Source organism: Paeniglutamicibacter antarcticus (assembly GCF_039544305.1).
Taxonomy (GTDB): Bacteria; Actinomycetota; Actinomycetes; order Actinomycetales; family Micrococcaceae; genus Paeniglutamicibacter; species Paeniglutamicibacter antarcticus_C.
Genome location: NZ_BAABLK010000027.1, coordinates 109,457 through 128,028, shown reverse-complemented (window position 1 = coordinate 128,028; position 18,572 = coordinate 109,457). Strand labels below are relative to the sequence as shown.

The 18,572-nt window shown below is 65.2% G+C and carries 15 protein-coding genes; 6 read left to right on the top strand and 9 right to left on the bottom strand.

Annotated features, from left to right (window positions below; genetic code table 11):
* Positions 1–267: 267 nt before the first annotated feature.
* Genes tpx through ABEA12_RS08375 form a run of 7 tightly spaced genes read right to left on the bottom strand, consistent with a single transcriptional unit; the run spans position 268 to position 8,296 of the window.
* Complete coding sequence (gene tpx, locus ABEA12_RS08405) at positions 268–765, bottom strand: thiol peroxidase (protein WP_210101599.1); 498 nt, start codon at positions 763–765, stop codon at positions 268–270.
* A gap of 44 nt (positions 766–809) precedes the next feature.
* The gene (gene hutI / locus ABEA12_RS08400) at positions 810–2,009 is read right to left on the bottom strand and encodes an imidazolonepropionase (RefSeq protein WP_210101600.1); all 1,200 of its coding nucleotides are present in this window, start codon (positions 2,007–2,009) and stop codon (positions 810–812) included.
* The gene (locus ABEA12_RS08395; protein WP_210101601.1) at positions 2,006–3,250 is read right to left on the bottom strand and encodes a formimidoylglutamate deiminase; all 1,245 of its coding nucleotides are present in this window, start codon (positions 3,248–3,250) and stop codon (positions 2,006–2,008) included. Before ABEA12_RS08395 ends, hutI begins: the two co-directional genes overlap by 4 nt.
* Complete coding sequence (locus tag ABEA12_RS08390) at positions 3,247–4,524, bottom strand: allantoate amidohydrolase (RefSeq protein WP_210101602.1); 1,278 nt, start codon at positions 4,522–4,524, stop codon at positions 3,247–3,249. The genes ABEA12_RS08395 and ABEA12_RS08390 overlap by 4 nt, the downstream gene beginning before the upstream one ends.
* Positions 4,525–4,535: 11 nt before the next feature.
* Entirely contained in the window at positions 4,536–5,879 is a 1,344-nt protein-coding gene (locus ABEA12_RS08385) for a YjiH family protein (RefSeq protein ID WP_210101603.1), read from the bottom strand.
* Positions 5,880–5,889: 10 nt separating this feature from the next.
* Positions 5,890–7,569 (bottom strand): urocanate hydratase, encoded by a 1,680-nt coding sequence (gene hutU, locus ABEA12_RS08380; RefSeq protein ID WP_210101604.1) that lies wholly within the window; start codon positions 7,567–7,569, stop codon positions 5,890–5,892.
* Between the two features lie 49 nt (positions 7,570–7,618).
* Positions 7,619–8,296: an IclR family transcriptional regulator gene (locus tag ABEA12_RS08375; RefSeq protein WP_210101605.1), complete on the bottom strand. Its 678-nt coding sequence runs from the start codon at positions 8,294–8,296 to the stop codon at positions 7,619–7,621.
* Between the two features lie 232 nt (positions 8,297–8,528).
* On the opposite strand from ABEA12_RS08375, the gene hutH reads away from it, so the two are divergent.
* The 4 genes from hutH (at position 8,529) to ABEA12_RS08355 (ending at position 12,718) form a co-directional block, all read left to right on the top strand.
* Positions 8,529–10,091 carry a histidine ammonia-lyase gene (gene hutH, locus ABEA12_RS08370; RefSeq protein WP_210101606.1) on the top strand — a complete coding sequence of 521 codons (1,563 nt, stop codon included), beginning with the start codon at positions 8,529–8,531 and terminating at the stop codon, positions 10,089–10,091.
* Between the two features lie 105 nt (positions 10,092–10,196).
* A complete protein-coding gene (locus ABEA12_RS08365) occupies positions 10,197–10,856 on the top strand; it encodes a LysE family translocator (protein WP_210101607.1) in 660 nt (219 codons plus the stop codon).
* A 20-nt stretch (positions 10,857–10,876) separates the two neighbouring features.
* A complete protein-coding gene (locus tag ABEA12_RS08360; protein ID WP_210101608.1) occupies positions 10,877–11,482 on the top strand; it encodes a HutD/Ves family protein in 606 nt (201 codons plus the stop codon).
* A gap of 264 nt (positions 11,483–11,746) precedes the next feature.
* Complete coding sequence (locus tag ABEA12_RS08355) at positions 11,747–12,718, top strand: alpha/beta hydrolase (protein WP_210101609.1); 972 nt, start codon at positions 11,747–11,749, stop codon at positions 12,716–12,718.
* A gap of 54 nt (positions 12,719–12,772) precedes the next feature.
* Here ABEA12_RS08355 and ABEA12_RS08350 read toward each other — a convergent pair whose 3' ends face one another.
* Both ABEA12_RS08350 and ABEA12_RS08345 read right to left on the bottom strand, forming a co-directional pair.
* Positions 12,773–13,039 carry a hypothetical protein gene (locus tag ABEA12_RS08350; protein ID WP_210101610.1) on the bottom strand — a complete coding sequence of 89 codons (267 nt, stop codon included), beginning with the start codon at positions 13,037–13,039 and terminating at the stop codon, positions 12,773–12,775.
* A 105-nt stretch (positions 13,040–13,144) separates the two neighbouring features.
* A complete protein-coding gene (locus ABEA12_RS08345; RefSeq protein ID WP_210101611.1) occupies positions 13,145–14,047 on the bottom strand; it encodes an N-acetylglucosamine kinase in 903 nt (300 codons plus the stop codon).
* A 305-nt stretch (positions 14,048–14,352) separates the two neighbouring features.
* Between ABEA12_RS08345 and ABEA12_RS08340 the strand changes: the two genes are divergently transcribed.
* Complete coding sequence (locus tag ABEA12_RS08340) at positions 14,353–17,397, top strand: alpha-mannosidase (protein WP_210101612.1); 3,045 nt, start codon at positions 14,353–14,355, stop codon at positions 17,395–17,397.
* A gap of 105 nt (positions 17,398–17,502) precedes the next feature.
* On the top strand, positions 17,503–18,087 hold the full coding sequence (locus ABEA12_RS08335) for an SOUL family heme-binding protein (protein ID WP_210101613.1): 585 nt from the start codon (positions 17,503–17,505) through the stop codon (positions 18,085–18,087).
* Positions 18,088–18,572 lie beyond the last annotated feature (485 nt).

Here is an 18,572-nt window from a genome sequence, read left to right as displayed (position 1 = left end):
GAATGGCAAGTTCTTCCCTACTATGATTGCTTATGATCGTTTGACTTGTCTAGCGATCAAAAAAACTCGTGATTAGATTTACGTTTTCCGGCGCTGGTCGCCACCGTTTGGGCACGCGTGTTCCAGCGAATTCCGCAAAGGTCCACAAGACAGGCCGTTTAACGAGGCAAGGGCCCGGTGGGCGGAATCGTGGATGATTCCGCCCACCGGGCCCGTGCCTGCAGACCGCTGCCCGCAAGGGGTCGGTGCGGCCATGCGGGGCAATCGCTAGTTCAGCGCTGCGAGCACTGCATCGTAGTCCGGCTCGGTGGTGATTTCGGGAACCACCTGGTGGTGCAGGACCACGCCGTTCTCGTCAAGGACCACCACGGCACGTGCCAGTAGGCCGCGCAACGGGCCATCGGCCTGGGTCAGTCCGTACTGGGCGCCGAAATCGGAGCGGAACGCCGAGGCCGGCACGACGTTCTCGATGCCTTCTGCACCACAGAAGCGCCCGAGCGCGAACGGCAGGTCCGCGGAGGCGCAGATCACTGCGGTGTCATCGAGTCCGGCTGCCAGCTCGTTGAAGCGGCGGACCGAAGCGGCGCACACGCCGGTGTCAACCGACGGGAAGATGTTGAGCACAACGCGCTTGCCGCGCAGTTCGGCGCTGGTCACCTCGCCGAGGTCGATGCCGGTGAAGCTGAAGTCAGGAGCGGATTCGCCAACGGCGGGCAGCTCGCCAACGGTTTGGACAGGGGTACCTTGGAATGCAGTAATAGCCATGGCTCTTGTTTATCACGAAGGCGCCCGGCATCGCGAAGGCTACGCTACAGGCGTCCTGCCACCAGCTCCCCGGCACGGAACACCGGACCGTTGAGGTGCATCCCCGGACGGTAGGCCAGATGCGCCACCGCAGGTGCGTTCAGCAACTGGATATCCGCGCGCTTACCGACCTCCAGGGACCCCACGTTCCCCTGCTCACCCAAGGCAAGGGCGCCACCATAGGTAGCTGCAACAATCGCCTCCTCAATGCTCAAATTCATCTGTAACACGGCAGTCGCTACGCAAAATGCCATGGATGAGGTGTATGAAGTGCCCGGATTGCAATTCGAGGCCAAGGCGACCTGCACTCCGGCGTCAAGCAGTTCACGCCCCGGCGCCAGCGGTTGGCGGGTCGAAAGGTCGCAGGCCGGCAGGCATGTGGCCACGGTGCCGACAGAACCCGTCCGGGATGACGCATCCCACCGGTTCCAGGAACCAGACAGCGCCGTCACATCAGCTTCATCTAGGTAGTTCACGTGATCGACGCTGGCGGCACCAAACTCCACCGCAAGGCGCACGCCCGGCCCCGCGCCCAGCTGGTTTCCGTGGACGCGCAGTCCCAGGCCAGCGTCGCGGGCCGCGGTGAGCACCTGGCGGGACTGGGCCTCGTTGAAGGCGCCGCGTTCACAAAAGACATCGGCGTACTGGACGTAGGGCAGGACCCTCCGGAGCATCTCGCCGCAGACCAGGTCCGTGTATTCCTGCGCATCGGCACCGGCTGGGACCAGGTGTGCACCCAGGAACGTGACCTTGTCCGCCACGGTGGAGGCGATGCGGGCATGCCGCGTTTCCTCCTCGACGCTGAGGCCGTATCCCGTCTTGGTTTCCAGGTAGGTGGTCCCCCCGGCCAGGGCTTCGGTGGCGCGGCCCATCAGCAACCGTGTCAAATCGTAGTCCGAGGATGCACCGGTCGCCGCCGTGGTGACCGCGATCCCACCCGCGGCATAGTCCTGCCCGGCCATGCGGGCAACGAATTCCGCGCTTCGATCTCCGGCGAAGACCATGTGGGTGTGGGAGTCGACCCAACCCGGCAAGGCTGCCCGGAATCCGGCATCGATGACGTTCTCCGCACCCGGGGCGTCCGTGGCCTTCCCGATCCAGGCGATTCGCGAATCCTCGATGAGGATCGCCGCCTCGGGAATCAACGTGGCTGAGGCGTCGGAGGTGAAGGCCTCGGACAGGTTGGTGATCAGTGTGGTGCTCAAGAAAACTCCCCGTGTTCTAAGAGGAACGCAGCGAACAATCCCGCAGGGTCCCCCAGGGTGGTGTGGATGCCGTCGGTGGCGACGAGCACCCCGTTGATATGTACTTGCGCCACGTCTGCCGCCGTGGCGCTCAAGGGCAGTTGCGCGGTGCGCGAGCCGATGGTTCGCACCGAATCGGTGCGCACCATCAGGTGGTCCTCGTTGGGCGCCAGGCCCAGGGAGCGCAAGCCTCCGGCGCGCGCGGCGGCGGCGATCTCCCGAGGGCTGAATCGCCCGCGCACCCCGCTGCGCAGCCTCTCTGCGTGCTCCAGTGCGCGCTGCTCCAGATACGGGTCCACGACCGCATGCTGGTCGGTCCCCAGGGCGATGACTGCCCCGGCGTCCGCAAGTTCGCGGGCCGGTCCGATGCCATCTCCCAGGTCGGCCTCGGTGCTTGGGCACATCACGATACCAACGCCCGCGGCCCCGAGGGCCTCGATGTCCTCGGTGTCCAGGTGCGTTGCGTGCACCGCGGAGAGCCGGGAGCCAAGCAGCCCCGCGCGTTGAAGCAATCCGGTGGGGCTCAGCCCGTAGGCGGCCAGGCAGGCCTCGTTCTCCGCGGGCTGTTCGCTGAGGTGCACGTGAAGAGGCAGGTTCGGGTCAAGCCCGGCGGCGATTTGTGCCAGTGCCCCGGGATCCACTGCCCGCACGGAGTGGATGGCTGCCCCGAGGCTCACCAGTCCCTCGCCGTCATCTTCGCGAACCAGTGCTTCGCCCAGGGATGCGTGGCGGGCCAGCCACCCCGCGACGTCGCCGTCGGAGAAGCGGCGCTGCGTCGCATTGAGGTCCATCGCGCTGCCATCGGCCCCGAGCCCACCTTGGAGGTAGCAGGTATCAAGCAGCACCAGGCGGATTCCCACCGCCTTCGCCGCCCGGGCCAGTGCCCGTTCCATGGCGTGGGACTCACCGTGGCCCGGGGTCCCGTAGGGAGTGCCATCGACGTCGTGGTGCAGGTAGTGGAATTCCCCCACCGCGCTCCAGCCGGCCACTGCCATTTCGGCGAAGGTTGCCGTGGCCAACTGTTGGTAGGCCGCCGGACTCAGCTGCGCGGCGGCCGCATACATCTGGTCGCGCCAGGTCCAGAACGTTCCGGCGCCGCCGTCCTCACCCTCGTGGGTGCGCCCGCGCAGTATCCGGTGGAACGCATGGGAGTGGGCGTTCACCGGTGCCGGGATCCTTACCGTGGCGTTGCCGGGGCTCACAGCAGGTCCTCCAGCACATCGGCGAGGGCCTGGACACCGGCATGGGCATCGTCGTTCTCGACGTGTTCCTCCGGCGAGTGGCTGATGCCCGAGGGGTTGCGTACATAGAGCATCCCGGTCGGGACCTCCGCTGCCAGGACACCGGCGTCGTGCCCGGCACCGGTGGGCAGCAGCGGGGCGCCGGGGACCGTGCGGCGCACCGAGGCAGCCAGCGCGTTGGCCAGGACCGGGTCGAAGTGCACCGTACCGGAGAGCGATTCCTCGGTCAAGAACACCGCGCAGCCCTCCATGGCCGCGATGCGTTGGGCCTGGCCGTGGATCTTTTGAACCAGCATCGCCGTGACGGCGTCCTCCGGGTGGCGCACATCGAGCCAGAGGTCCACGCGCGAGGCGATCACGTTGGTTCCTCCGGGCACCGGCTCCAGCCTGCCGACGGTGGCCCGGGCATTGTCCTGGGCGGACGCGGTGGCGCGGACCGCCACTATCATCTGCGCCGCGGCGAGCATCGGGTCCGCACGATCGGCCATGAGCGTTGTCCCGGCGTGGTTGCCCTGCCCGGTGAAGCTCAGCTTCCAGCGACCGTGGCCCAGGATGGTGTCCCCGATGGCCAGCGCGGGGCCGCGGCCCGCGTGATCGGTGTGGGCTTCGGAGTTCAGGCCCTTGCCCTGTTCCACGTGCAGCTCGATGAAGTCCCCAATCAGCGTCAGAGCCGCCTCGTCGCGACCGAAACCGGCCGGGTCCATGCCGTTGGCGGCGGCCACGTCGGCAAAGGTGTTGCCGTTGGCATCACGCAGGTTCAGCGCCCTCACCGGGTTGATGGCACCGGTGAGCAGCCGCGAACCCAGGCAGGCGACGCCGAAGCGCGAGCCTTCCTCCTCGGGGAACACCGAGATGGCCATGGCCCGATTGCGCAAAAGCGCCCCGGAGGCCTCACGTGCCGCGAGCACGTCATGGGCCGCCAGCGCGCTGGCCACACCCAGCGGTCCGTCGAACGCCCCGCCGCCGGGCACCGAATCCAGGTGCGAGCCGGTGACCAGGGCTCCGCGGCGCGAGAGGGCCGTATCGGTGGCACCGGGCAGGTCCCACCAGGCCCAGATGATGCCGTTGGCATCGGTGGAGACATCGAGGCCGCGTGCGGTGGCCTCGGCACTGAACCATTCGCGCAGCGTGGTTTCGGCTCCGGAGTAGACCGGACGCGAGTAGCCTCCGCGGGTTTGATCGCGGCCCACGTCGCTAATGGCTGCCATGAGCGAATTGACTGTTTGCGTGTTCATGCTTGGGGTTCCTATCTTCCGACCATCAGGTAGGCAATCGGGGTGGCGATCAGCAGGCTCAGCGCCACGCGCTGGGCCCATATGGCGAACAGGTGCCAGAGCTTGATCGGGATGCGGGTGGCCAGGATGCATGGCACCAGGGCCGAGAAGAAGATGATCGCCGAGACGCACACTACGCCGATCACCAGGCGCAGCAACTCCGATTCGTGCCCCGCGACCACGGTGGCCGGCAGGAACATCTCGGCGATGCCCACCGCGGACGCCTTGGCGGCGAGCATCGGATCGGGCAGGCCCACGGCCCAGGTGATCGGCAAAAAGATGAGGCCCAGCCAGTCGAAGACCGGGGTGAACCGGGCCAGCAGCAGCCCGATCAGGCCCACGGAGAGGATCGAGGGCAGGATCGCCATCGACATCAACACCCCGCTCTTGAAGTTGGCCCAGATGTTGGCACCCAGCCTCGGTGCGGTATCCAGCATCCCCATGGCCTCGGACCAGGCGGTGGCCATCCGGCGCGAGGTGACCTTTTGTTCGGGCTGCGCGGTGGCAGCCGGGAAATAGGTGTCCTTGATGCGGCTCAGCGGCGGGATGCGCACCACGATGGCCGTGACCAGGAACGTCACCCCGAACGTGAGGAAGAAGTAGGGCAGCCAGAGGTGCATGATCTCCAGCGTCTTGGCCACGATCAGCATGAAGGTGACCGAGACGGTGGAGAAGCCGGTGGCGATGATCGCCGATTCCCGGCCGGTGTACCGGCCGGACTGGTACATCCGATCGGTGATCAACAGGCCCAACGAGTAGCTGCCGACGAACGACGCCACGGCGTCAATCGCGGAGCGACCAGGGGTTCGCCACAGCGGGCGCATGACCGGTTGCACCAGCACACCGACGAACTCCATCAGTCCGTAGCCCACCAGCAGGGCCAGGAAGATGGCGCCGACGGGCACGATCATTCCCACCGGGATCACCAGTTTGTCGAACAAAAACGGTCCGAGGTCCGACTCGAAGAGCAACGCCGGCCCCACGTTGAACACCATCATGGTGCCCGTGGCCAGGCCCAGGATGTTCAGGTACGCAAAAAGCGTCTTGATCCCGGAGTCACGCCAGCGCCCGGAGGCGAAGGGGTAGATCGTCCCGGCCAGGATCACCGCCAGGATCAGGTACTTGACCACCGGGCCCAGCCCCGTGGTGATCCCCGTGACCAGGTGGTCCAGCGGGATGGTTTCCTTTCCTGCGATGTTGATGGGAATGAAGAACATGAAGATCCCGATGAGGCTGTAGGCGAAGAAGCGCCACAGCCCGCGGGGACGTTCGGTCGTTTCGAGTCGTTCGACGCGTGTCCCGAAGCCGTCGTCCATCGCCGGAGCCCTACTTTTCCATGGGGATGCGCACCCCGCGCTCGTGCGCGACATCGATGGCACGCTCGTATCCGGCATCCACGTGGCGGATCACGCCCATGCCCGGGTCGTTGGTCAGCAGCGCTTCGAGCTTTGCGGCGGCCAGTTCAGAGCCGTCGGCGACCGAGACCTGTCCGGCATGGATAGAGCGGCCGATGCCGACCCCTCCGCCATGGTGGATCGAGACCCAGGTGGCACCGGAGCTGGTGGCCGTCAGTGCGTTGAGCAACGGCCAGTCGGCGATGGCGTCCGAGCCGTCCTTCATCGATTCGGTCTCCCGGTACGGGGAGGCAACCGATCCGGAGTCCAGGTGGTCGCGGCCGATCACGATCGGGGCCGAGACCTTGCCCTCGGCGACCAGTTTGTTGAACAGCACGCCCGCCTTGGCGCGATCGCCGTAGCCCAGCCAGCAGATGCGTGCCGGCAGGCCCTCGAACTCCACATGTTCCTGGGCCGCATTGAGCCAGCGGTGCAGGTGAGCATCCTCGGGGAAGAGTTCCTTCAGCGCCTCGTCGGTCACCCGGATGTCTTCCGGGTCCCCGGACAGCGCCACCCAGCGGAACGGGCCAAGCCCCTCGCAGAACAACGGACGAATGTAGGCCGGGACGAAGCCGGGAAATTCGAACGCGCGGGCGAATCCACCCTGGCGGGCCTCGTCGCGGATGGAGTTGCCGTAGTCGAAGACCTCCGCTCCGATGTCCTGGAAGCCGACCATGGCCTCGACGTGCAGGGCCATGGACACCTGGGCCTTCTTGGTGAAGCCGGTCTCGTCGGCCTTGGCCTCGGCATCCCATTCATCCAGGGTGTATTCAACGGGCAGGTAGGACAGCGGGTCGTGCGCGGAAGTCTGGTCGGTGACGATGTCGATGTCGATCTCGCCCGCCTTCTGGCGGCGCAGCAGTTCGGGGAAGACCTCGGCGGCGTTGCCGACGTAGCCGACGGACAGCGCGCGTTTTTCCTTCTTGGCTGCCATGACCTTAGCGATCGCTGCATCCAGGTCCAGTTCGACGTCGTCGAGGTAGCGCTTGCCCATCCGGCGGCGCAGGCGATCCTCGGAGACATCAACGATCAGGCAGGCGCCACCGTTGAGGGTGACGGCCAACGGCTGGGCCCCGCCCATGCCGCCGCAGCCGCCGGTCAGCGTCAGGGTGCCTGCCAGGGTGCCGCCGTAGCGCTTGACCCCGATTGCCGCGAAGGTCTCATAGGTGCCCTGCAGGATGCCCTGGGTGCCGATGTAGATCCAGGAGCCGGCTGTCATCTGCCCGTACATCATCAGGCCCTCGGCCTCCAGCTTGCGGAATTCGGGCCATGTGGCCCAGTCACCGACCAGGTTGGAGTTGGCGATCAACACCCGCGGTGCCCACTTGTTGGTGCGGAAGACACCGACTGGATTGCCCGACTGGATCAGCAGCGTCTCGTCTTCCTCGAGGTCCTTCAGCGTGGCGATGATCGCATCGTAGGCTTCCCAGGAGCGGGCGGCCCGACCGGTGCCACCGTAGACGACCAGGTCCTCGGGTCGCTCGGCGACCTCCGGGTCCAGGTTGTTCATCAGCATCCTCAGCGGAGCCTCGGTGGCCCAGGACTTCGCGTTCAGCGTGGTGCCGCGCGGGGCTCGGATGACGCGTGTGGGATCGTGTTGGGTGAAGCTCATTTTCGGTGTTCTCCTTAGTGGGTGCCGGGCTGGTGGTGTGGTTGGGTTTTCAGTGGGTCTTTACGCCGAAGAGGGCTTGGGCCTCGGCCGCCACCAGCTCCCCGATGCGTGCAATGTGTTCCGGGTTCATCCGGTAGCTGGGGGAAACCACGGAGAGCGCGGCAACCGGGCCGTGCCCGTTCCCGGGGTCCCCGGGGTGCTGCAGCGGGGCCGCGATCCCGGTGACATCCGCCTCGACCCCGCGGTCAGAAACCGCATAGCCCGACTCCGGCGTCGCCCCGCCAAAGACGACCCCGAGGCTAGAGCCTTCAAGGGGGACGCTGCGTCCGACCCAGGAGGCGTGGCGCACCGAATGGGTTCCCTCCACGATGGCCAGGTACACGGCATGGTCGCTACCGGTTCCCTGGTGTCCGCGCACCGAGAGGTATGCCGATTCGCCGGTGGCATCCACCAAGCGCTGAAGCGCAGGCAGGGCCAGGTCGATGAGTGATTCGTGGCTCAGTGCCTGGGCACCGAGCTGGACCAGGCGCAATCCCGGACGGTAGTCGCCCTCTGCGTCCTTGCGCACGAAGCCGCTGGTTTCCAAGGTCCGTAGCAGCCGCAGTGCGGTGGAGGCGGAAAGCTCGGTTCCGCGTGCGGCGTCGGCAAGGGACACCGCGCCGGCTTCACACACGGCGCCGAGAAGCTGCAGCGCGCGTTCCACCGTCCTGGTTGCCGGTTCTGCCACGTCGGTTCCTCCAAAGTAGGTGCGGTGCTTGATGGTCTTGGTTATTTGGCCTTGCAGTACCGCAGTCGGTGGAAAAGAGCTGGAAATGTTTTCCGTACCCTCCGGGGGCTTGCCCTCGAGGCACCTTATGCGTTTCACTTATTGAAACGCTTATTTCACCCATTGGCAAGAGCGAGTTTTTATTCGCTCACCGCCAAGCGCGGAAACCAGCCCGTCCGAAAAGGAAAAGCACATGAATGCCAGCATCACCATCTCCAACGGAGCCCTCAGCCCGGCAGACGTCGTGGCAGTGGCCCGGCACGATGCCAAGGTTCAGCTGGGTACCGACGCGCTAGCCGCCATCGACTCCTCCCGCTCGGTCATTGAGGCCCTGGTCAACGACTCGGTTCCGCACTACGGGGTGTCCACCGGATTCGGCGCACTGGCCACCAAGCAGATCCCCGTGGAGTTGCGGGCTCAGTTGCAGCGCTCGCTGATCCGCTCCCACGCCGCTTCCTCCGGCGCCGAGGTGCCCCGCGAAGTGGTGCGGGCCCTGATGCTCAACCGGCTGTCCACCCTGGCCACCGGCCGCACCGGGGTCCGCCCCGTGGTGGCACAGACCTACGCCGCGGTGCTGAACGCGGGAATCACCCCGGTCATCGGGGAATACGGTTCCCTGGGCTGCTCGGGAGATCTGGCTCCGCTGTCCCACGCTGCGCTGGCATTGATGGGCGAGGGCCCGGTCCGCGACGCAGCCGGCACAGCAATGGACGCAGCTGAGGCGCTTGCGGCAGCCGGGATCACCCCTGTGGTGCTGGCGGAGAAGGAAGGCCTGGCCCTGGTCAACGGAACCGACGGGATGCTCGGCATGCTCTTGCTGGCCGCTGCGGACCTGCACTCCCTGCTGTCCATTGCGGACCTCAGTGCCGCGATGAGCGTCGAGGGGCTGTTGGGCACCGACGCCGTCTTCGCCGAAGACATCCATGCCCTGCGCCCACACCCGGGCCAGCGCGACTCCGCCGCCAACATGCGCGCGACGCTCGACGGCTCGAGGTTGATTGCCGAGCAAAAGGCCGGCGCACACAAGTTCACCCGCGTGCAGGACGCCTATTCGCTGCGCTGCGCCCCTCAGGTGCACGGCGCCGCACGCGCCACATTGGCCCACGCCGAATCCGTTGCCGCCATCGAACTTGCCTCGGCCATCGACAACCCGGTGGTCACCGTGGACGGGCGGGTTGAATCCAACGGCAACTTCCACGGCGCCCCGGTCGGATACGTGCTGGACTTCCTGGCCATCGCCGTCGCGGATATGGCTTCCATGTCGGAGCGCCGCACCGACCGGTTCCTGGACAAGGCCCGCAACCACGGGCTCAACGCCTTCCTCGCCGCTGACCCGGGAGTGGATTCCGGGCACATGATCGCCCAATACACCGCAGCGGGCATCGTCTCGGAGCTCAAGCGCCTTGCCGTCCCTGCTTCGGTGGATTCGATTCCTTCATCGGCTATGCAAGAAGACCACGTCTCAATGGGCTGGCACGCAGGGCTGAAGCTGCGCAAGTCGATTGACGGCCTGGCACGGGTACTGGCCATCGAGCTGCTCACCAGCGCCCGCGCCCTTGACATGCGCGACGGCGGCATGGAGACCTCTAAGTCGTCCCCGGTGATCTCCGCGGTGCGCCAAGTCATCCGCACCAAGGTCGAGGGCCCGGGCACCGACAGGTTCCTCTCCCCGGAGATCGAAGCCGTCTTCCAGCTCGTCGCCAACGGCACCCTTCTTGAAGCCGCGAACACGGCAGCACGGGCACCGCTGGCCTGAGCCAACGAACATACGGCCCTAGGCAGTGCCGCACGATTCCGTTCGGTTCGCGGCACTGCCCCATGCGTCTGTTTAAGTCACGCATGAATTGCGGATAATGGGGGCATGCCGTTTTCCGCTCTTCTTGGTTTCGCCGGGGTCGCCTTGGTTGTCGTCCTCTCCCCCGGGCCCGATACCTTCTTGCTGCTTCGCTACGCGCTCAACCGCCCACGCAACGGGATCGCCGCGGCCCTGGGAATGATGGTCTCCGTGATGGCGTGGGCGGCATTAGCCGGCCTCGGAGTGGCTGCACTGCTGCAGAGATACCCCGCGATCCACCAGGCGATCGCCGTCATCGGTGGACTTTACCTGCTTTACCTGGGGTTGGGATCGCTGGTCAAGGCCAAGTTCCTGGCCGGGGCCACGGCGGCAACGGCCCGGACCGCCACCCGTTCACTGGCCGCCACCGGGCCCGTAGAGTTCACGCTCTGGCAATCGGTGCGCGCGGGAACGATTTCCTCGGCACTGAATCCCAAGCTCGGCTTGCTCTTCCTGGCCCTGATGCCGCCGTTCATCCCAGCGGATTCCAACATGCTCGCTTCCGCGTTGCTGCTCGGCGCGGTATTCGGGATCATCGGGCTTCTCTACTTCATGGTGCTGACCTTCATCGCAGCCCGTGCCATGGACTGGTTCAAGAGCCCCAAAGCCAGCATCTGGCTCGAGCGGGTGTCCTCCGCGGCATTGGCGCTCATGGGTGCCGTGGTATTCATCGGAGCCTTTGTGTAGTTCCCACTAGACTTCTTGGCATGACAGTCTCGAACGATCCTTTGGCAACCGGCACCATCGTGCACCTTGCCGATTCCACCAAGCGCAAATGGGCACACGGCGACGTGCGGGAAATCGCGGCCGGGCGCATGGGCGACAAGGCCGGCCTGCTGCCGGCAGCGGGCGGCACTTGGGATTGGAGGCTGAGCGTTGCCTCCATTGAACGGGCCGGGGAATTCACCCCCTACGACGGGTTCGACCGCACGCTGACACTCATCAGAGGGGAGCTGCTGGAGCTGACCATCGACGGCGCCGTCCAGGCAGTGGAGTCCCTTCGCCCGTTGAGGTTCTCCGGTGCCAGCGCTGTCTCCGCCGCGTTGCCAACCGGCGAGTTGCTGGCCCTGAACCTGATCACCCGCAGCGGAGCCGTGCGCGGGAACGTACGCATCGTGGAGCTGTCCAAGAAACGCGAGCAGAACCTCTTCGATGCGCAATTCGGTGTCATGCTGCAGGGCAAGGCCACGGTGCTGCACGGTGAAACCGAAGAACCACTTCAAGTGCGCGACACCATCGTGGGTGGAGAAGAGGACTCCCCGAGGATCAGCGGCCGCGGCTTCCTGGCCGTGGTGTCCCTGGACCTACCCTGAACCACCAGAAAACCCGAGAGCTGCTCCAATTACTGCGCTTCCCCAATGCCACTTGGTTGTCACCGCAGGAGGCGGAGGCGCTCGACACTCCAAGTTCCCTTGTTTCTCGATCAGTATTTACCTTCCATGACCTCGAACAGGTGTTAAGGTCAAGGAACATGCACGCTCGGTGAATCCGGCACCCGCCTCTAGACCCACCGATTTCTCCAAGAGCCCACCCCGTTGCGGAATCGCAGTAACTCCACGTCGAAGGAAGTCCGCAGCATGGCACACAAACGAGCTTCCAGCCTCATCCCCACACGTAGCGATGCGGCCCTCCTTTGGTTCACGCGGATCGTTGCCAGCCTCGGTATGGCCATCACGGCTTGGGCGGCACTTCGCACGGGATCCATGTTGGTTCATGGCCATCCGGCCTACGTGGTGCTGCTCGTCATCGTTTTTCTTGCCGGCGCCGTGCTGGCGTTGCGGACATGGCTCAAACGCACGGTGCCGCGTCGTCGATTCAAGGCCTTGAGAATGGTGGGTCTAGTGGCTTGGCTGGGTGTCGCCGGCCTTGCCTGGTGGCTGGTTCCGTTCTCCGCCGTCGAACCCGCTTTGTCGGCCATGGATTCCGACGCGAACCTCACCGTCACCGAAAGCGCCGGACAGATCTTATTGGCCCCGACCGGGACAACCAGCGAGGTCGGCGTGTTCTTCCAGCCTGGCGCCCGTGTCGATGCCAGGGCCTATGCCGCGGTGTTGCGGCCCCTGGCCGAAAATGGATTCACGGTTGTCATTCCGAAACAACCCTTCGGCATCGCTTTTCTCTCGACAGGTGCCTTCGACTCGGCGCGAGCAGAACACCGGCCGGTGGACCGTTGGGTGCTCGGAGGCCATTCACTCGGCGGAGTTGTCGCGGCGATGAACGCGGAGACCTTTGCCCGGGCAGCCAACGACCCGTCCGCGGGATTGTTGTTCTATGCTTCCTACCCGTCAACGGATATGAGCGCTTTGGACCTGCCAACGCTTTCAATATCAGGATCGCAAGACGGGTTGGCCACCCTGGTAAAGGTCAACGACTCCAAGCCGAGAATGCCCGGTGGCTCGCTCTTCACAGTAATCAAGGGCGGATCACACGCCGACTTCGGAGACTATGGCCCGCAACCAGGCGACGGAAAGCCAACGATTTCACGTGATTTCGCACGTGAGCAGATCTCCGAAGCCAGTCTCGCATTCGTGCGATCACTAGCGAAATAATCTGGGGGTTTCCTGTCTTTTCCGCAGTTGCAGGCAGGAAACCAAAAGTTGTGGCTACTCGGACAGCCCCGGTGATACCGGAACGAAGCCCACTGCGTTCTTGCGGTGGATGTTGGTGGCCGGCGAGCGCGAAAAACCCTTGGCATCGAGGTTGTTTTGTAACCTGTAGTTGGCCAGTGCCGCATCGTAGTGCTCGTTCATCGTGCTCCCCTTAACCACTTCTTGGGTTCCATCGGCGAAGGTGACGGTGATGTCCACCGTCCGGGGAAAACGTTTGGGCATCCGGACATTTCCGTCGGAGTCCTGCTTGAGGTGGATCATGGGTTTCCTGCTTTCGTAAACGGGTATCCCCAGTCTTCACCACGCACGCCGTTTTTCACCGTGCGCCACCACCGTCGGCGGTCATTTTCTTGATGCGCCATGCCCTCAGGAATCCGGTTCTCCTGCGAGAAAGAGCGCACCGAGCACCGGGTCCACGTCAAGGAAGCGGAGGTCTTCCAATCCCCAGGCCGATAGCGCCGTCCTCAATCGTTGCTGGTAGACCGGCTCGTTGGCTCCCAGGCCTCCTCCGATGACCACGGGGCCCTTGATGGCCAGGATTTTCGAGACATCGCCAAGCGCCTCGAGAACATAGCCGACTGCCGCATCGATGATCCCTGCGGCCTGGGGATCTGTATGCGCGTGGGCGGCGAAGACCAACGACGCCTGCTGGGCCCAATAACGCCTGCCGGTGGGCCCGTGGAAAAGCCCGATCAGTTCATCGGGCGAGGACACATTGTTGGCTTCGAGCACGAGCCGGGCAAGTTCACCAGGGGGTTCTTCGCGGTTGAAAACGCGCAATGTGCTGCGCACCGCTTCCCGGCCCATCCAGTAGCCGCTTCCCTCATCCCCCAGCAGGTAGCCCCAGCCGCCGGCACGCGCTTCCTGCCCCGCAACGTTGATCCCCCAGACCGCCGAACCGGTGCCCAGGATCACTGCCATCCCTGCCGCGGCCCCTCCTGCGGCAAGGATGAGCCGTGAATCGTGGACCACCTGGATCAGGGCATTCGGTGCGTGGAGGGCGATCATCGCACGCAGCCGCTCGGCGTCCTGCTCGGTGTCGATGCCGCCGGCGCCGGCCACCACGCGGTCGATCGCTCCGGCATCGAGTTCCTGGAAAACCTGCGCAATACTGGCCCTGGCCTCGACGAGGCTGACGTTCTGGATATTGGCGCTGCCGGCAGTGGCCTCGGCAACGACAACTCCGCCTTTCCAACTCATCGCGTGGGTCTTGGTGCCGCCGATATCCAAGCCGACCAGTGTGCTGGCTTCACTCCGCCGAGGGGTCATGGTTTCCTTCTGTCGTTTTTCAATTGCACCACCGGCCCCCATGTTCAGGAGCCGGATCACGCATCCAAGCCGGCCACCATTACATCACCGAACAACGATCCGCTGGCGCCTTGAGGCCCGGGCACACGGTGCGCCATGGTCCGCGACTCGCTGCAGTTTTCCCCAAGCCATCGAACCTGTCTCCGCTAGTGTTGGCCCAAAGGTGGTGCTTCATCCTCATACATTTTCCTTGGAATCGTATAGTTCTTAGTCACCGGCGACATCAGCGCTACCCCGGAAGTCGAACGAACTTGTGAAAGGCATCCATGCACGACGACACAGCACTGAGCACCGCACGCGCCCGGCGGGTCCTGGACGAACGCATCCTCCCTGCCATCTACCCCTTCCGCGCCGCCCTGGAGGTTGCTTCGCACCAGCTTCCCGCAGAGCCCATCGACCCGGCCGAGGCCATGGGCCTGGGTTATGCCCCGTACAGCGTCGGCACGCCATGGGGCCCTGCCTGGGGAACCACATGGTTCCGGGTCCGCGGCGAAGTGCCCGCCGACTGGGCAGGCAAGCGGGTCGAGGCTCTCATCGACCTCGGGTTCGACCCCTCAATGACCGGCTTCCAATGCGAAGGCCTGGTCCACCGCCGCGACGGGCATACGGTGAAGTCGATCAACCCGCGCAACCAGTGGGTTCCGGTCGCCGAATCCGCCGAGGGCGGGGAGTCGGTTGAGTTCTTCATCGAGGCTGCGTCCAATCCGGTGCTGCTGGAGCACCACCCGTTCCTGCCCACAGACGAGGGAGACATCCTCACCTCCTCGCCCAGGCCGCTCTACACCACCGGGGCCATGGACCTGGCCGTCCGGGACACCGCGGTGTACGAGCTGTCGCTGGATATCGAGGTGCTGCTTGAGCTCCAGGCCGAGCTGCCCGAAGGCCCGCGCCGTGCGCGCATCCTGCAGGGCCTTGACGACGCGTTGGACGTCCTTGACCTGACGCGCATCGGGGCGACCTCCGCGGCGGCCCGCGCCGTACTGGCCCCGATCCTCGCGCAGCCGGCCGGGGCAAGCGCCCACAGGCTCGCCGCCATCGGACACGCACACATCGATTCCGCGTGGCTCTGGCCGATCCGGGAGACGGTCCGCAAGGTCGCCCGCACCACCTCCTCGATGCTCGAGCTGCTCGATGCCGACCCCGAATTCATTTACGGCATGTCTAGCGCCCAGCAATACAAGTGGCTCAAGGAGCACCGTCCCACGCTCTTTGGGCGGGTGAAGCAGGCAGTTTCCGACTCACGCTTTGTGCCGTTGGGCGGCATGTGGGTCGAGTCCGACACCGTGATGCCCTCGGGTGAATCCCTGGTGCGGCAGTTCTTGCACGGGCAACGCTTCTTCGAAGAGGAGTTCGGGATCACCTGCCACGGAGCATGGCTCCCGGATTCCTTCGGCTACTCCCCCGCGTTGCCACAGATCATGCGCCGGGCAGGGCTTGATTGGTTCTTCACCCAAAAAATATCCTGGAACCAGACCAACATCTTCCCGCACCACAGCTTCGACTGGGAAGGAATCGACGGTTCCCGCATTCCCACCCACTTCCCTCCGATGGATACCTACAACTCTCAGCTATCCGGCCACGAGGTCGCGCTGGCCTCACGCCAGTTCCGCGAGTCACGCCGGGCGACCGGTTCCATCGCCCCGGTGGGGTGGGGAGACGGCGGAGGCGGCACCACCCGGGAGATGGCGGACAAGGCAAGGCGCCTGGCCAACCTCGAGGGCAGCGCGAGGGTCGAATGGGAACACCCCGACGCGTTCTTCAAGCGCACCGGAACCGAAATGCCCGATCCCCCGGTCTGGGTCGGGGAACTCTACCTGGAGCTGCACCGCGCCACGCTCACCTCCCAGCACCGGACCAAGGAAGGGAACCGGCGCAGCGAGCACCTGCTGGTTGAAGCCGAGCTCTGGGCCGCCACCGCGGCAGTGCGCACCGGCTTTGGCTATCCGCATCAAGAGCTCGACGCATTGTGGGAGAGCGTGCTGCTTCACCAGTTCCACGACATCCTTCCCGGGACCTCCATCGCCTGGGTACACCGTGAGGTCGTGGCCGAATATGAGCGCATCATCGCCACCGCCGAATCCATCATCGCCGCCGCGCACGCTTCGCTCCTGGGCTCCGGGGCCACGTATTTTGTCCTGAACCCCGCCGCCAGCACCCGCAACGGAGTCCCGCCCGGCGGGTCCCTTCCCCTGTCCGGGCTTGGAACACCGGGCCCCGCGGTGGACGCGAGGCAGCAGCCCGAGGGCTTCGAACTGGACAACGGGCTCATCGCCATCCGGATCACGTCCAACGGGCTGATCTCCTCCGCCATCGACCTGTCCACCGGCAGGGACGCCATCGCCCCGGGCCAACACGGGAACCTGCTGCAACTGCATCAGGACTTCCCCAACAAGTGGGACGCCTGGGATGTCGACGCCTTCTACCGCAACCGCGCCACCGACCTGCGCGACGTGGACGCGATCTCGCTGTCCACCGATCCCGACGGCTCAGCAAGGCTCACCGTGGCGCGCAGCTTCTCGAACTCCACCCTCACCCAGGAACTGGTGCTCTGCCCTGGCTCGCGGATGCTCAAGATCGTCCAGCACACCAACTGGCGGGAAACTGAGAAGTTCCTCAAGGTGTCCTTCCCGCTGGATATCCGCGCCGAGCAGTCGATTGCCGAAACTCAGTTCGGATACCACCGGCGTCCCACCCATGTGAACACCAGCTGGGAAGCGGCCAAGTTCGAGACCTCGATGCACCGCTTCGTGCTTCTGGAGGAGCCCGGCTTCGGCGCCGCCCTGATCAACGACTCGATCTACGGCTTCGACGTCACCCGCGAGGTGGAGAATGCCCGCACCACCACCACCGCCCGCCTTTCGCTGCTGCGCGCCCCGCGCTTCCCCGACCCGCACACCGACCAGGGGGAACAAACCCATCGCTACGGGTTACTGGTCGGCGCGGACACCGCATCGGCCACCGAGGCCGGGATCCTGATGAACGCGGCACAGCGCGTGGTCTGCGGCGCGCATGGCTTCGACCCGCTGGTGGACCTTCAAGGCGAGGGGTTGCTGCTCTCGGTGGTGAAGCTCGCTGCCGACCGCAGCGGGGACGTCATTGTGCGTCTCTACGAATCCCTCGGGCGTCGCGCCAGCGGCACCCTTGGCATCAACGCCGACGTCGAGTCGGTGTCAACCGTCTCGCTGCTCGAAGATCCACTGTCCGGCGCCCCCCACACCAGCGCGGACCTCCTGGACCGCATCGACGGAAGGGTTGAACTGGCACTGGGCGCGTTCGAGGTGCGGACCCTGCGGCTGCGCTTGAGCACCTGAGTCCCGCACCGCAGGCGGCCCCCGTTGGCTCCGCTTCCCGGGAATCCCGGATTCCGGGGTGCCATACCGATGCCGCCAGGGGTCCTGCAGGAGTAGCGTGGTGGCATGACCGAGCAACAGCCCTACGCGATAGTGCAAAGCCATGATGATTTCGAGGTACGCCGGTATCCCGAGCACATGTTGGCGGAGGTCATCACGGAGGGCACCTTTGAGGAAGCCGGCAACCGGGCGTTCCGCTGCCTGTTTGCTTACATCAGTGGAGAGAACCGTGCGAGCCGGAAGGTTTCGATGACAGCACCGGTGGTTCAGGATGACGCCGCAGAAAAGATCTCGATGACGGCACCGGTCGTGCAGCAGGGGAACGGGGAACCAGGCGATGACCATGGCACATCGAGTTTCCGGGTGGCTTTTGTCTTGCCTGAAGGCTTCACCCTCGAGAACGCCCCGGAGCCCACCAACCCGAAAGTCCAGTTGCGAGTGGTGCCCGAGAGCCTTGCTGCGGTCATCAGCTTCGGTGGGCGCTGGAGCTCGGCAAGCTACCAGAAGCACCTTCAGACACTCAGGATCGCCGTGAGGTCCGAAGAACTCGTTACCGTGGGGACACCGCGTTTTGCAAGGTTTGATCCGCCATTCAAACCGTGGTTCCTCCGGCACAATGAGATATTGCTCGATCTTAGGGATCCCGCCTGACTTCGTCTTGGTGCCGGAAGCGCACGCGGGTGGTCGTATCGAGACGGTGCAACCGCGCACCTGGTCTCCGTTCCTTCGGCCAGCGCCTCCGCAGGCGCCGCGTTCATCGGCCGACACAGGCACCCGTCACTCCCTGGTGCCATGGGGACCCGGGCCCGCGCCAAAACGGGCGCTCCCCGGTCGCGCTTACGTGCCGGGCGCACCGGAGTCAACCGGTCGAATAGCAGCGGTAACAATCGGGCCGCTCCCCGCTCCGCCAAGGCACTGTGAAGACACTCATCGCCGGTGAACATCCACCATCCGGAAACTCGAGCGGAACCGGCGGAAGCATCCGGGGGGAGGTCTCCAGAAAATCATACGGACTCATGTCAACGTCGGTTTATGTAGAGTACGTGCCAACATCTGCACTGGGCGCTTCTGCGCAACCGGAGAACGCTTGCGCCGCCGCCGGGGCCCCGCGAATCCATGGTTCAACCCCAAACCGC

Coding starts and splice junctions, on each gene's coding strand:
- ABEA12_RS08390 (WP_210101602.1), bottom strand. CDS start 4,524: ATGAACACGCAAACAGTCAATTCGCTCATGGCAGCCATTAGCGACGTG.
- ABEA12_RS08360 (WP_210101608.1), top strand. CDS start 10,877: ATGACAGTCTCGAACGATCCTTTGGCAACCGGCACCATCGTGCACCTT.
- ABEA12_RS08385 (WP_210101603.1), bottom strand. CDS start 5,879: ATGGACGACGGCTTCGGGACACGCGTCGAACGACTCGAAACGACCGAA.
- ABEA12_RS08345 (WP_210101611.1), bottom strand. CDS start 14,047: ATGACCCCTCGGCGGAGTGAAGCCAGCACACTGGTCGGCTTGGATATC.
- ABEA12_RS08355 (WP_210101609.1), top strand. CDS start 11,747: ATGGCACACAAACGAGCTTCCAGCCTCATCCCCACACGTAGCGATGCG.
- ABEA12_RS08350 (WP_210101610.1), bottom strand. CDS start 13,039: ATGATCCACCTCAAGCAGGACTCCGACGGAAATGTCCGGATGCCCAAA.
- ABEA12_RS08365 (WP_210101607.1), top strand. CDS start 10,197: ATGCCGTTTTCCGCTCTTCTTGGTTTCGCCGGGGTCGCCTTGGTTGTC.
- hutH (WP_210101606.1), top strand. CDS start 8,529: ATGAATGCCAGCATCACCATCTCCAACGGAGCCCTCAGCCCGGCAGAC.
- tpx (WP_210101599.1), bottom strand. CDS start 765: ATGGCTATTACTGCATTCCAAGGTACCCCTGTCCAAACCGTTGGCGAG.
- hutU (WP_210101604.1), bottom strand. CDS start 7,569: ATGAGCTTCACCCAACACGATCCCACACGCGTCATCCGAGCCCCGCGC.
- ABEA12_RS08340 (WP_210101612.1), top strand. CDS start 14,353: ATGCACGACGACACAGCACTGAGCACCGCACGCGCCCGGCGGGTCCTG.
- ABEA12_RS08335 (WP_210101613.1), top strand. CDS start 17,503: ATGACCGAGCAACAGCCCTACGCGATAGTGCAAAGCCATGATGATTTC.